This window comes from Pseudonocardia benzenivorans CB1190 (assembly GCF_000196675.2).
GTDB lineage: Bacteria > Actinomycetota > Actinomycetes > Mycobacteriales > Pseudonocardiaceae > Pseudonocardia > Pseudonocardia benzenivorans.
This window is the reverse complement of sequence record NC_015312.1, coordinates 4,406,749-4,418,795: the sequence shown is the minus strand read 5'-3', so window position 1 is coordinate 4,418,795 and position 12,047 is coordinate 4,406,749. Positions and strand designations below refer to the sequence as shown.

The 12,047-nt window shown below is 73.1% G+C and carries 13 protein-coding genes; 8 read left to right on the top strand and 5 right to left on the bottom strand.

Translation table 11 applies throughout. The features are described 5' to 3' along the window. The first annotated feature begins 199 nt into the window (after positions 1-199). The 5 genes from PSED_RS20635 (at position 200) to PSED_RS20615 (ending at position 4,643) form a co-directional block, all read left to right on the top strand. A complete protein-coding gene (locus tag PSED_RS20635; protein ID WP_013676184.1) occupies positions 200-355 on the top strand; it encodes a hypothetical protein in 156 nt (51 codons plus the stop codon). 197 nt (positions 356-552) lie between these two features. After that, positions 553-1,632 (top strand): NADH:flavin oxidoreductase/NADH oxidase, encoded by a 1,080-nt coding sequence (locus PSED_RS20630; RefSeq protein WP_013676183.1) that lies wholly within the window; start codon positions 553-555, stop codon positions 1,630-1,632. A gap of 110 nt (positions 1,633-1,742) precedes the next feature. After that, a complete protein-coding gene (locus PSED_RS20625; RefSeq protein ID WP_013676182.1) occupies positions 1,743-3,470 on the top strand; it encodes an AMP-binding protein in 1,728 nt (575 codons plus the stop codon). 47 nt (positions 3,471-3,517) lie between these two features. Continuing rightward, on the top strand, positions 3,518-3,775 hold the full coding sequence (locus PSED_RS20620) for a DUF7218 family protein (RefSeq protein WP_013676181.1): 258 nt from the start codon (positions 3,518-3,520) through the stop codon (positions 3,773-3,775). A gap of 70 nt (positions 3,776-3,845) precedes the next feature. Beyond that, positions 3,846-4,643 (top strand): SDR family NAD(P)-dependent oxidoreductase, encoded by a 798-nt coding sequence (locus PSED_RS20615; protein WP_013676180.1) that lies wholly within the window; start codon positions 3,846-3,848, stop codon positions 4,641-4,643. 79 nt (positions 4,644-4,722) lie between these two features. On the opposite strand, the gene PSED_RS20610 is transcribed toward PSED_RS20615, so the two are convergent. The 4 genes from PSED_RS20610 to PSED_RS20595 all read right to left on the bottom strand — a co-directional run bounded on the left by PSED_RS20610 (position 4,723) and on the right by PSED_RS20595 (position 7,740). Continuing rightward, positions 4,723-5,019 carry a hypothetical protein gene (locus PSED_RS20610; RefSeq protein WP_041759916.1) on the bottom strand — a complete coding sequence of 99 codons (297 nt, stop codon included), beginning with the start codon at positions 5,017-5,019 and terminating at the stop codon, positions 4,723-4,725. Between the two features lie 90 nt (positions 5,020-5,109). Next, on the bottom strand, positions 5,110-6,261 hold the full coding sequence (locus PSED_RS20605; protein WP_013676178.1) for an acyl-CoA dehydrogenase family protein: 1,152 nt from the start codon (positions 6,259-6,261) through the stop codon (positions 5,110-5,112). A gap of 10 nt (positions 6,262-6,271) precedes the next feature. Continuing rightward, the gene (locus PSED_RS20600; RefSeq protein WP_013676177.1) at positions 6,272-7,072 is read right to left on the bottom strand and encodes an enoyl-CoA hydratase-related protein; all 801 of its coding nucleotides are present in this window, start codon (positions 7,070-7,072) and stop codon (positions 6,272-6,274) included. Next, complete coding sequence (locus PSED_RS20595) at positions 7,069-7,740, bottom strand: TetR/AcrR family transcriptional regulator (protein WP_013676176.1); 672 nt, start codon at positions 7,738-7,740, stop codon at positions 7,069-7,071. Before PSED_RS20595 ends, PSED_RS20600 begins: the two co-directional genes overlap by 4 nt. Before the next feature lie 107 nt (positions 7,741-7,847). Here PSED_RS20595 and PSED_RS20590 point away from each other — a divergent pair, with 107 nt between their 5' ends. Genes PSED_RS20590 through PSED_RS20580 form a run of 3 tightly spaced genes read left to right on the top strand, consistent with a single transcriptional unit; the run spans position 7,848 to position 11,213 of the window. Beyond that, the gene (locus PSED_RS20590; RefSeq protein ID WP_013676175.1) at positions 7,848-8,786 is read left to right on the top strand and encodes an LLM class flavin-dependent oxidoreductase; all 939 of its coding nucleotides are present in this window, start codon (positions 7,848-7,850) and stop codon (positions 8,784-8,786) included. 31 nt (positions 8,787-8,817) lie between these two features. Then, positions 8,818-10,485 (top strand): AMP-binding protein, encoded by a 1,668-nt coding sequence (locus PSED_RS20585; protein WP_013676174.1) that lies wholly within the window; start codon positions 8,818-8,820, stop codon positions 10,483-10,485. Further along, entirely contained in the window at positions 10,482-11,213 is a 732-nt protein-coding gene (locus PSED_RS20580) for an SDR family NAD(P)-dependent oxidoreductase (RefSeq protein WP_013676173.1), read from the top strand. The genes PSED_RS20585 and PSED_RS20580 overlap by 4 nt, the downstream gene beginning before the upstream one ends. Positions 11,214-11,286: 73 nt before the next feature. Here the strand turns inward: PSED_RS20580 and PSED_RS20575 are convergent, their stop codons facing one another. Further along, positions 11,287-11,769: an SRPBCC family protein gene (locus PSED_RS20575; protein WP_013676172.1), complete on the bottom strand. Its 483-nt coding sequence runs from the start codon at positions 11,767-11,769 to the stop codon at positions 11,287-11,289. Positions 11,770-12,047: the final 278 nt, after the last annotated feature.

Below are 12,047 nucleotides of genomic sequence, written 5' to 3'. Positions count from 1 at the left end.
CATCGGGCGGAACACCATTCGGGCGGGCCGGGGCGGTACACGTCCGCACGGGTGACCGGCATTCGGGGAACCGGCGGCGCGCACTGCGACGAACGGAGTGAAATCACATTCGTAGGTTTCGAAGACGGGCCTGCGGTGCATTCTCGGCCAGCTTTTCGACCCTTCCTCCCGGAAGGGCCCCCTTCGGAAAGGAACGCCAATGATCATCCTCGGGCTGATACTCCTGGTCATCGGTCTGATCGTCGGGATCCCGGTGCTCTACTACATCGGCGGCCTGCTGCTGCTGATCGGCATCGTCCTGCTCGTGCTGGGCAGCGTCGGCCGTCCGGTCGGTGGTCGAAAAGTCTGGTTCTGACGCGCGGCAGAGCCGCGTGACCGACTGACCGGCGACGGCCGGTCCCCGAACTCCGGGGGCCGGCCGTCGCCGTGCGTGGGCGTGCTGCGAGAGGCAGCTGCGAGAGACGTCGATCACGCCGTGCGATGCCCCGGCGACATCCGGCCGTTGATCAGCGTGGTGGGCCACGCGGGTGGCCATGTCGTGAGGAGCGCTGCATGCCGGCCCTGTTCGACCCGATCACGCTGCGCGGGCTCACCGTCCGCAACCGGATCTGGCTCGCCCCGATGTGTCAGTACGCCGTGGACGCCCGCGACGGGGTGCCGACGGACTGGCACCTGGTCCACCTGGGTTCGCGTGCGACGGGCGGCTTCGGCCTGGTGCTCACCGAGGCGGCCGCGGTGCTGCCCGAGGGTCGGATCAGCCCGCAGGACGTCGGCATCTGGGACGACGCGCAGGCACAGGCGTGGGAGCGCATCGTCGGGTTCCTCCACGCCCAGGGTGCGGCCGCGGGCGTCCAGCTGGCGCACGCGGGACGCAAGGCCTCGATCGAGGCGCCCTGGCGAGGCGGCGGGACCGTCCCGGCCGACGAGGGCGGCTGGCCGTCGGTCGGCCCGTCGGCCACCGCGTTCGGCCGGTTGGCCGAGCCCCTGGCGTTGGACGCGGCCGGGCTGCGTGGGGTCGTCGACGCCTTCGCGGCCGCTGCGGCCCGCGCCGACGCCGCCGGGTTCGACACCGTCGAGCTGCACGGCGCGCACGGCTACCTGCTCCACCAGTTCCTCTCGCCGCTGGCCAACCGCCGCGACGACGCCTACGGCGGCTCCTTCGAGAACCGGGTCCGGCTGCTGCTCGAGGTCGTCGACGCGGTCCGCGGGGTCGTCCCCGAGCGCAAGCCCGTCCTCGTGCGGCTCTCGGCGACGGACTGGGTCGACGGCGGCTGGAGCGTCGAGGAGACCTGTGAGGTCTCCGGGCTGCTCGTCGAGCACGGCGTCGATCTCGTCGACGTCAGCTCCGGCGGCCTCGACCCGCGGCAGCAGATCGACCTCGGGCCGGGCTACCAGGTGCCCTTCGCCGCGCAGGTCCGGGCGAAGGCCGGCATCGCGACCGGCGCGGTCGGGCTCATCACCGAACCGGGGCATGCCCAGCGGGTCCTCGACGACGGCGCGGCGGACGTCGTGCTGCTCGCCCGGGCCGCGCTGCGTGAGCCGGCCTGGCCGTTGCGGGCCGCGCACGAGCTCGGCGTCCCGGCGGCGCAGGCTCCCTATCCCGTGCAGTACGAGCGCGGCGCCTGGGCCTAGACGGTCCGACGGATCGCCGTTGCCGAGACCGCGGCGAGTGATCCGCCGGACGCCCCCAGGCACCCGCGCGGACGGCACCGCGCGGGATTTGGCGGAGGTAGGTTCGCCGGGTGCCCGAGGAGATCTGCGCTCAGGATTTCAGTACCGAGGAGATCAGCGCTCAGGAGATCAGCACCGACGCGGGGCCACCGGCTCCGCACCCGGTGGCGCCGCACCCGGCCCCGCCCGCCGCGCCGGCCGACCTCCCCGCGCTGCTCGGCGATCTCGCCCGTCGCGACCCCGGGGCGGTGGTGGTGCTCGACCGCACCGCGGCCGGCACGACCGTCCCCGTCACCCGCGGTGAGCTGTGGCGGCGCACCTGCCGGCTCGCCGCCGGGCTCGCCGAGCGCGGGGTCGGGCCGGGCGACTGCGTCGCGGTCTGGCTCCCCAACTGGTCCGACGCGTTGGCCTGGCAGTTCGCCGTCGCGGCCCGCGGCGCGCACGTCATCGGGGTCAACACCCGCTACAACGTCGACGAGGTCGGCCACGTCCTGGAGCGGGCGCGACCGGTCCTCGTCGTCCTCGCGCACGCGTTCCACGGCCTCGACCTGCTCGGGAGGCTGCGCGAGGCGCTGAGCGCGATCGACGCCCCGGCTCCCGCCGTGGTGCTCGTCGCCGGGCCGGGCGAGCCGGCGCCCGATCCGGGCGCTGCCGACGTCGGCGGCGGGTCCTGGGCCCCGGACCCGACGGGCCCGGCCCCGGAGCCGGCGCCGTCCGACCCGGCCGCGCCGGTCGTCGCCTTCACCACGTCCGGCTCGACCGGGATGCCCAAGCTCGCCGCGCACAGCGGGTCCGCGGTGCTCCGGCAGGCCGTCGCCGACGCCGCCGCGATGGGGGGCCTCGGCGAGGCCGACACGATGCTGTGCGCGCTGCCGCTGTCGGGCGTGTACGGGTTCAACGCGGCGACCGCGACGCTCGCAGCCGGCGGCCGTTGCCTGTTCGTCCCGGTGTTCGACCCCGACGAGGTGCTCGACCTGATGGCCGAGCACGGGGTCACGCACGTGCCTGCCGGCGACGACATGGTGATCCGGCTCCGGGCGGCGCAGCAGGCCCGGCCGCGTGACCTGCGGAGCTGGCGGTGGTGGGGCGCGGCGGACTTCCAGGGCAGGATGCGGGAGCTGGCCCGGTGGGCGGCCGACGAGCTCGGCGTCCGCACGACCGGCGTGTACGGCGCGTCGGAGCTGTTCGCCCTGCTCACGATGTGGCCGGACGCGGAGCCGGCGCCGGGACGCTGGTTCGGTGGCGGACGCGTCGTCGACCCGGCGACGGAGGTGCGGACCGTCGACCCGGCGACGGGGGAGCCCGTCGCCCACGGGGTCGAGGGCGAGCTGCAGTTCCGCGGCCCGTGCGTCGTCGACGCGTACCTGGGTGAGCCCGAGCGGGCCGCCGCGTCGCGCACCGCCGACGGCTGGTTCGGCTCCGGCGACCTCGGCGTGCTGGTCGACGACGGCGCCTTCGTCTACGTCTGCCGGATGGGCGACGCGCTGCGGCTGCGCGGGTTCCTCGTCGACCCCGCGGAGATCGAGAACCGGCTCGGCGCGCACCCGGACGTCGGGATCGCCAAGGTCGTCGGCGTCACCGCGGACGACGGCGCGACGGTCGCGGTCGCGTTCGTGACGGCCGCGGACGGGGCGGCGCCCGACGCGGCCGCGCTGCGCGCCTGGTGTGCCCAGGGGCTGGCGCACTTCAAGGTGCCGGAGTCCGTCCACGTCGTCGACGCGATGCCGACGACGTCGGGCACCAACGGTACGAAGATCCGCGCCGCCGTGCTGCGGGAGTGGGCGCGCGAGCGTCGCTGACGGACGTCGCGCGTTTCGTCGGGTGGCGATCCGGGCACGTCAGGAGCATGCCGAACTCGAGCATCAAGGACGAGAAGACCTACGAGGAGATCCGCAAGCAGGGCGCCTCGAAGGAGAAGGCTGCGCGGATCGCGAACGCCTCGGCGAACGAGGGCCGCAAGAAGGTGTCCTCGCGCGGGGGCAGGTCGGGCAGCTACGAGGACATGACCAAGGGCGAGCTCTACGACCGCGCGAAGAAGGTCGGCATCGACGGCCGGTCGTCGATGAGCAAGAAGGAGCTCGTCGACGCCCTGCGCAACCACTGAGCCGGGCGGCCGCACCGAAGATCCGTCACGATCGTCGTCGCAACCCTCACGACGAACGGAGCGGACGACGATGACCCCTTCTGGTGAGACCGTGGCCGACAGGGCGGCCCCGGGCCCCGACGTGCTGCGCGACAAGGTCGCGGTGGTGACCGGCGCGGCGGGCGGGCTCGGCCGGGCGATCTCTCGACGGTTGCACGCCGCGGGGGCGCGGCTGGCACTGGTCGACCTCGACGAGGCGAGCCTGGCCGATGCCGCGGCCGAGTTCGGGGAGCAGGCGGCCACGTTCGTCGTCGACCTCTCCGACGACGAGCAGACCGAGGCGCTCCCCGGCCGGGTCCGCGCGCAGCTCGGCGGCCTCGACGTCCTCGTCAACAACGCCGGCGTCCGCCAGATCGCCCCGATCCTCGACCTCACGCCGAAGGAGTGGCGCCACACCCTCGACGTCGACCTCACCGCGCCGTTCGTGCTCTCGCGCGCGGCGATCCCCGGCATGATCGAGCAGGGCCGCGGCAAGATCGTGAACATCGCGTCGATCACCGGGGAGCTGGCCTTCGCCGACCGTTCGGCCTACTGCGTCGCCAAGGCCGGGATCATCATGCTCACCAAGACGATCACGCTGGAGTTCGCCGCTCGCGGCATCTGGTGCAACGCCATCGGCCCCGGTGTCGTCGAGACGCCGATGACGCGCGCGTACTTCGAGTCGCCCGCCATGCGGGAGTCGATCGAGCGCAACGCCCCGATGAAGCGGTGGGCCCAGCCGGAGGAGATCGCCGGGCCCGTCGCGTTCCTGTGCGGCCCCGAGTCGGACTACGTCAACGGGACGACCCTGTTCGTCGACGGCGGCTGGAACAGCGCGAAGACGTACTGACCGGGACGCACTGACTGGGACGCACTGACCGGGACGCACTGACCGGGACGTACCGCCGGACCGGCCGGCTCCGGGCGCCTCAGCCGTGCCCGGAGCCGCTCCTGCGCACCTTCGCCAGCCGCGCGCGGCACCCCACGAAGATGCCGATGCAGATCAGCGCGATGACGGCGAAGACGATCGCCGCGGCGATCGTCTCGAGGTAGACGAAGACGACGGCCACGAACAGGCACAGGATCGTGGCCATCACCGAGATCGCGGCGTGCAGCTTGAGGGTGCTCTGGCCGTCGTGCGAGTCGACCGCCCAGCCCGGGCCGCCGACGGAACCGCCGCGCGCGTGGGCGGGCGACGCTGCGGGGGGCGGGGTACCGTCCGTCACCGGTGTCGGGGTCGGCTCGGCGGCGTGCGATGTGGACATACGGCAGGGTACCCATGGCGACCGGCCCACATGCCAGAGTCCCCCCACGTGTCATGGCGCATACGCCCTCCCCAACAGGTGACGGGCGACCACGAGCTTCGCGATCTGGGCGGTTCCGTCACCGATCTCGAGGCCGATGACGTCGCGCAGCCGCTGCCCCTGCGGGTTGTCGGTCGACCAGGCCGCGTGCCCGAAGGTCAGCAGCGACTGGTGGACGATGTCGGCGGCCAGCTTGGGTGCCCACCACTTGGCCATGTTCGCCGGGACGGCCGGGTCCTCGCCGGCGTCCTTGAGGGCCAGGGCCTCGTAACAGAGGTGCCGTGCGGCGCGCAGCTGCGTCGCGCACTCCACCAGCGGGAACGCGAGCCCCTGGAACCGCCCGATCGGCTGCCCGAACGCCTCGCGCTCGCGGGCGTAGGCGAAGGCGTCGTCGAGCGCGGCGGAGGCGATGCCCAGGCACATCAGCCCGATGACCGCGCGCGAGTAGTCGAAGCCGCGCATCACCGACACGAAGCCCTCGCCCTCGCCGCCGACGAGCTGGTCGCGGCCCACGCGCACGCCGTCGAAGTACAGGCTCGCCCGGCCGATCGCGCGGCTGCCGTGGTCGTCGAGCGGGCTGCGGGCCAGGTCGGGGTCGGGGTCGGACAGATCGACCATGAACGCCGACACGCCCCGCGCCCCCTCGCCGCCGGTGCGCGCGAACACCGCCCCGACGTGGGCGTACATCCCCAGCGAGATCGAGGTCTTCTCGCCGAAGAGCCGCCATCCGTCGCCGTCGGGCTCGGCGCGCAGCTGCAGGTGCGCGGCGTCGGAGCCGTGGCCCGGCTCCGTCAGGCAGAGCGCCGGGACGTGCTCTCCCGACGCGATCGGCGGCAGCCACCCGGCCAGTTGCTCCTCGGTCGCGCCCGCCAGCAGGATGTCGGTGACGAGTGCCGAGTTGAGCACCAGGTAGCACGCGTTGAAGTCGGCCCGCGAGACCTCCTCGGCCACCAGCCCGGTCGTGACGGCGTCGGCGTCCTGGCCGCCGAAGCGCTCGGGCGCCCGCAGGCCGGTCAGGCCCATGGCGCCGAGCTCGCCCGCCAGCGAGGGCCGCAGCGATCCGGCGAGGTCGTCGGCACGGTAGTGCGGGGCGAGTCTCGCCGTCGCGAACGCCCGCACCTCCTGACGGAAGGCCTCCTGCTCGGCGCTGAGCCCGAAGTCCACGGCGTCCCTCCTAGCGGACCGCGTAGCCGCTGAAGTCCGGCGGCCGCTTCTCGGCGAAGGCCCGGGCGCCCTCCCTGCCCTCCTCGGACTCGACGAACAGCGCGAGTCCGGCCGACGCGACGTTCGCCAGTCCCGCCTGGTGCTCGGTGTCGGTGTTGAACGAGTGCTTGAGGAAGGTGATGGCCGTCGGGCTCATCCGCCCGATGTCGGCGGCCCAGCTCAGCGCCTCGGCCATCAGGTCGGCGGCCGGGACGACCGCATTGACCAGACCCCACCGTTCGGCGGTCGCCGCGTCGTACTGACGGCACAGGTACCAGATCTCGCGCGCCCGTTTCTCACCGACGACGCGCGCGAGGTAGGTGGTGCCGAACCCGGCGTCGAACGACCCCACACGCGGTCCGGCCTGCCCGAACCGGGCGGTGTCCGCGGCGATCGAGAGGTCGCACAGCACGTGCAGCACGTGGCCGCCGCCGATCGCGAGGCCGTTGACCGCCGCGATGACGGGTTTGGGGATGTCGCGGATGAGCTTGTGCAGCGCGTCGATCTCGAACAGCCCGCTCTCGGTGGGGCCGTAGTCGCCGGTCTCGGCGCGCTGCTTGACGTCGCCGCCGGTGCAGAACGCCTTGTCGCCCGCCCCGGTGAGCACGACGACCCGCACCGCCCTGTCGGCCCACGCCGTGCGCAGCGCGGAGATCAGCTCCTCGACGGTCCTGCCGCGGAACGCGTTGTAGCGCTTCGGCCGGTTGATCGTCACGACGGCCGTCGTGTCCTCGACGCGGTAGAGGACGTCCTCGAAGTCGGTGGGCGTCACGCGCTGTTCCCTTCGTGCGGGGTCGGGGTGAGGGCGGGCCGGACGAGCGTCGCGACCTGGTCCGCGACGAACCGTTCGACGCCGTAGCCCTCGGGGAAGTGCCAGTGTTTGAGCGCCCAGACCTGGGCGAGCACCGTCAGGTCGAAGACGAGCACCTCGGGGGAGACGCCGTCGGCGAGCAGCCCGGCGGCGGCGGCCTCCTCGACCACGGCGGTCAGCGGCGCGAACGTCCGGCGCTCGGCCTCCTTGAGCCGTTCGCGGGCGGCGGGGCCGAGCTCGGCGGACTGCCGGTAGGTCAGCAGCCCGGCGTTGCGGTGGGAGTCCATCGCCACGCAGTAGCCGGCGAACCCCGCGGCGAGCCGCTCGACGGGGTCGGCCCCGGCGGCGGCGATGCGGTCGTCGACCTCCCGGCGAATCTGCTCGGCCAGGTCGGCCACCACCGCGACGACGACGTCCTCCTTGCCGCCGAAGTAGCTGTAGATGAGGCCGACGCTGATCTGCGCCTCCTTGGCCAGCGCCTGCATCGACATGCCGTGCAGGCCGCCGGTGTTGATCAACCTGACCGCGGCGTCGAGGACCTGGCGGGTGCGCCAGCGGGCCCGGACGTCGCGGATGTCGCGGCGGACCTGCTCCTCGGCCGCCGGCCGCTCGCCTGCGAGGTCCGGCACGCGGCCTCCCGGGACGTCGTTGAACGGGTCTTCTCTTGACAATGAAGCTACGTTCAATCCGGGTCGGCCGTCAACGGGCGGTGGCCGGGCGAGAGCGGGAGGCGCGCGTGGTCCAGCCGTCGGATGCGGGGTTCGGGGTCATGCTGCCGAGCTTCGACCCCTTCCGCAGGGGCCGGACGCCGGTCGTCGAGGGCGCCGTCCTGGCCGAGGAGCTCGGGTTCGACTCCGGCTGGGTCGGCGACCACCTGAGCTTCCACCCCCCGCTGCTCGACGCCCTGACCGCGCTCACCGCCGCAGCCGTCCGCACCGAACGCCTCGTCCTCGGGACGGGTGTGCTGCTGCTGCCGATGCGCAACGCGGTGTGGACGGCCAAGCAGCTCGCCTCGATCGACGCCCTCGCCCCCGGCCGGCTGCTGTTCGGCGTCGGGGTGGGCGGGGAGAACCCGGCGGAGTTCGAGGCCGCCGGGGTGTCGACCGCACGGCGTGGCGCCCGGCTCGACGAGGGTCTCGACATGGTGACGGCGCTGCTGCGCGGCGAGGCGGTCGACCATCCGGGCCCGCTGCTGCCGACGCGCTCGCCCGCGCTCGAACCCGCTCCGTCCGCGATGCCCCCGCTGGTCGTCGGCGGCCGGTCGGAGGCGGCACTGCGCCGGGCCGCACGGCGCGGCGACGGCTGGCTGGGCGTGTGGATGTCGGCCGGTCGCGTCGCCGGGGTGCGCGCACGGCTCGACGAGCTCGCCGCGGAGTACGCGCGGCCCTCGCCGACGCCCCTGCTGATGGTGTTCGTGCACGTCACCGACGGCCCGGGCGGGCTGGAGACGGGCCGGGCCGAGGTCGCCGGGTTCGTGAACGGGCAGTACGGGCTGCCGGTCGAGCGGCTCGAGCGGTGGGTGCTCGTCGGCGACACGGACCACGTCGCGAAGGGGCTCGACGAGCTCGTCGCCGCCGGGGTCGAGGGATTCGTACTGATGCCGGCGGCGTCGGATCCGCTGGAGCAGTTCCGCAGGCTGGCCCGGGTGCGGGAGCGTATGACGAGCTCGCTCTGACCGGGATCGGACCCGAGGACGGGAGTCGACGATGACTGTCACGACCCTCACCACCGATTTCGACGCGGCCTACCGCGCCGAGATGGCGCCGTACTGGCCCGGGCGCACCCTGCTCGACCATCTCGACGAGGCCGTCGCCGCCCACCCCGACAAACCCGCGATCATCGGCCACGTCGCCGGTGCGGGCGATGCGCCGCAACGGTTCTCGGTCACGTATCGCGAGCTGCTCGACGCCGCGGACCGCATCGCGGCGGGCCTGCTCGACCTCGGCGTCGAACCGGGCCGCGTCGTCGCCGCGCAGCTGCCCAACTGGTGGGAGCTCGCCGCGCTGCACCTCGGCTGCCTGCGGGTCGGTGCCGTCACCAACGCGCTGATGCCGATCTTCCGGCGTCGCGAGCTCGAGTTCATGCTCGGACTCGCCGAGTCGGCGGTGTTCGTCGTCCCGGAGACGTTCAACGGGTTCGACCACGGCGCCCTCGCCCGGCAGCTGCAACCGGCGCTGCCGGCGTTGCGGCACATCGTGTCCGTCCGGCCCGGCGGTGGCGGGACGTTCGACGGGCTGCTCCTCGGCCGCGCCCCGACCGACGCCGACCGCACCGAGTTCGCCCGCCGCGCCCCCGGCCCCGGCGACGTCGTGCAGCTCGCCTACACCTCGGGCACGACGGGCGAGCCCAAAGGCGTGTTGATCACACCCGACGTGGCGCTGTGCAACGTCCGCGACTTCGCCGACCGGCTCGGCCTCACCGGCGACGACGTCGTGCTCATGGCCTCGCCCCTCGCGCACCAGACCGGCTTCCTGTACGGGCTGATGATGCCGATCCTGCGTGGCCAGACCGCCGTCCTGCAGGACGTCTGGAAACCCGCCCGGGCGACGGAGATCGTGCGGACCGAGGGCGTCACGTTCACGATGGCGTCGACGCCGTTCCTGTCCGACCTCACCGCGCAGGCCGAGGCGGACCCCGAGGCGTTCACGACGTTCCGGCTGTTCCTGTGCGCCGGCGCGCCCGTCCCGCGCGAGCTCGTCCGCCGCGCCACGACGGCGCTGTCCGCGCGGATCAGCTCCGGGTGGGGGATGAGCGAGATGGGAGCGGTGACGATCACCGGCCCCGACGACCCCGACTCCCGCGTGTTCGAGACCGACGGCCATCCGCTGCCCGGTGTGTGGCTGAAGATCGTCGGCACCGGCGGGAACGAAGCGGCCCCCGACGAGGAGGGTCGGCTGCTCGTGCGCGCCGCGAGCCTGTTCGGCGGCTACCTGCACCGCCCGGAGCTGCGGGGGCTCGACGACGAGGGGTGGTTCGACACCGGTGACCTCGCGCGGGTCGACGCCGACGGCTACCTGCGGATCACCGGGCGCTCCAAGGACATCATCATCCGCGGGGGCGAGAACGTCCCCGTCGTGGAGATCGAGAACCTGCTCTACGCGCACCCGGCGGTGGCGGAGGTCGCGCTCGTCGCGATGCCCGACGAGCGGCTGGGGGAGCGGGCGTGCGCGTTCGTTGTCCCTGCCCCCGGTGCCGCGCCCACGCTCGACGAACTCACCGGGCACCTGCGCGCGCAGGGCACCGCCGCCAACTACCTGCCGGAACGCCTCGAGCTGATCGACGCGTTGCCGCGCACGCCGACCGGGAAGATCCAGAAGTTCAAGCTGCGGGAGAGGCCGGCCGCCTCGCCCGGGAACGGGGAAGTGGGCTCATGACGGACAGGATCGCGGTCGTCACCGGGGCGGCGTCGGGGATCGGCCGGGCCGTCGCGCTCGGACTGGCCCGCACCGGGGCGCGGGTCGTCGCCGCCGACCTCGACCTCGACGGCGCCACCGCCGTGTCCCGCGAGGTCGACGGCATCACCCCACTGGCCGTCGACGTCGCCGACCCGGACTCGGTGACGGCGCTCGCCGGTCAGGTCGCCACCGACATCGGCACCACGAACGTGCTGGTCAACTGCGCCGGCTGGGACCGGACGGGCAAGTTCCTCGACTCGACGCCCGACTTCGCGGACAAGGTCGTCGGCATCAACTACCTCGGCCAGGTCCACATGTGCCGGGCGTTCCTCCCGGGTATGGTCGAGGCGGGGGAGGGCGGCAAGGTCGTCAACGTCGCGAGCGACGCGGGGCGCGTCGGCAGCTCGGGGGAGACGATCTACGCGGGAGCCAAGGGCGGCGTGATCGCGATGAGCAAGTCGCTCGCCCGCGAGATGGCGCGCCACGCGATCAACGTCAACGTCGTGTGCCCCGGGCCGACCGACACACCGCTGTTCGCCGCCCAGGACGAACGGCTCAAGGAAGCCCTGATCAGGGCGATCCCGTTCCGCCGGCTCGCGAAGCCGGAGGAGGTCGCCGACGCGGTGCTGTTCTTCGCCTCCGACGCCGCGTCCTATGTCACCGGCCAGGTGCTCAGCGTCAGCGGCGGGCTCACCATGGCCGGGTGAGCCGGCCCGCACCGGCCCGCTGACCGCCGGGCGGGCCCCACGCGCGGGGTGGGGCAGGCCGCCCGCGGTGATCTCACGAGACGGCCGTGGCGATCCGGTCGAGGGTGCCCTTGAGGTCCTTCTCCGAGACGAGCGGGAACGACTCGAGGAACTTCTCGTCGTGGACGCTCATCCACTCGTAGGTCTCGGTGACCCTCGTACCGCCGTCGACCTCGGCGAGGTCGTAGGTGAAGGTGTGACCGCCCAGCGTCATGTCGCCGACCTTCGACGCCAGCTCGCACGTCGGGTCGATCGCCGGGGCCCAGCCGATCCGACTCGTGGGCTGGTACGCGGTCACCGTGTTGACCATGCGGTAGTCGCCCAGCGAGTCCTGGTGCATGTTCATCGTGAACACCTGGCCGATGCCACCCAGCGGCACGCAGTCGCCGTCGACACCTCGCACCATGCCGGCGTCGTCGAGATCGGCGTGCCTGCCCGGGTCTGCCAGCAGCGCGAAGATCGCGTCCGCGGGCGCGTCGATCACCCTCGACACCTGCAGCTTCCTGGACGTGTCCACCATCGCTCCTCACGACGTCGGGACGGCCCGGGACGCTCGCGGTCCCTGGGCCGTTCAGGTCACAATGGCTACCCCGGGTGGCGGTGGCGAAACGTTCCCGGGTCGGCGAGCGGGTGGCCCGCCGGTCGGCGTAATTGGACGATTCGGGCAAATCGAGCCGAGACCCGCGGGAATTCGCGCCGGACTCACCCGGACGCCGTCTGTACGTGGACCCTACTGGCGAGTAATGGTCTCTCACCTTTGTCGTGTGAGCGCCCGGAGATCGTTTTCGGGTGAAC

What these genes read in the sequence shown, in the direction of transcription:
- PSED_RS20635 (WP_013676184.1), top strand. Translation starts at nt 200, where the DNA reads ATGATCATCCTCGGGCTGATACTCCTGGTCATCGGTCTGATCGTCGGG.
- PSED_RS20620 (WP_013676181.1), top strand. Translation starts at nt 3,518, where the DNA reads ATGCCGAACTCGAGCATCAAGGACGAGAAGACCTACGAGGAGATCCGC.
- PSED_RS20630 (WP_013676183.1), top strand. Translation starts at nt 553, where the DNA reads ATGCCGGCCCTGTTCGACCCGATCACGCTGCGCGGGCTCACCGTCCGC.
- PSED_RS20580 (WP_013676173.1), top strand. Translation starts at nt 10,482, where the DNA reads ATGACGGACAGGATCGCGGTCGTCACCGGGGCGGCGTCGGGGATCGGC.
- PSED_RS20585 (WP_013676174.1), top strand. Translation starts at nt 8,818, where the DNA reads ATGACTGTCACGACCCTCACCACCGATTTCGACGCGGCCTACCGCGCC.
- PSED_RS20615 (WP_013676180.1), top strand. Translation starts at nt 3,846, where the DNA reads ATGACCCCTTCTGGTGAGACCGTGGCCGACAGGGCGGCCCCGGGCCCC.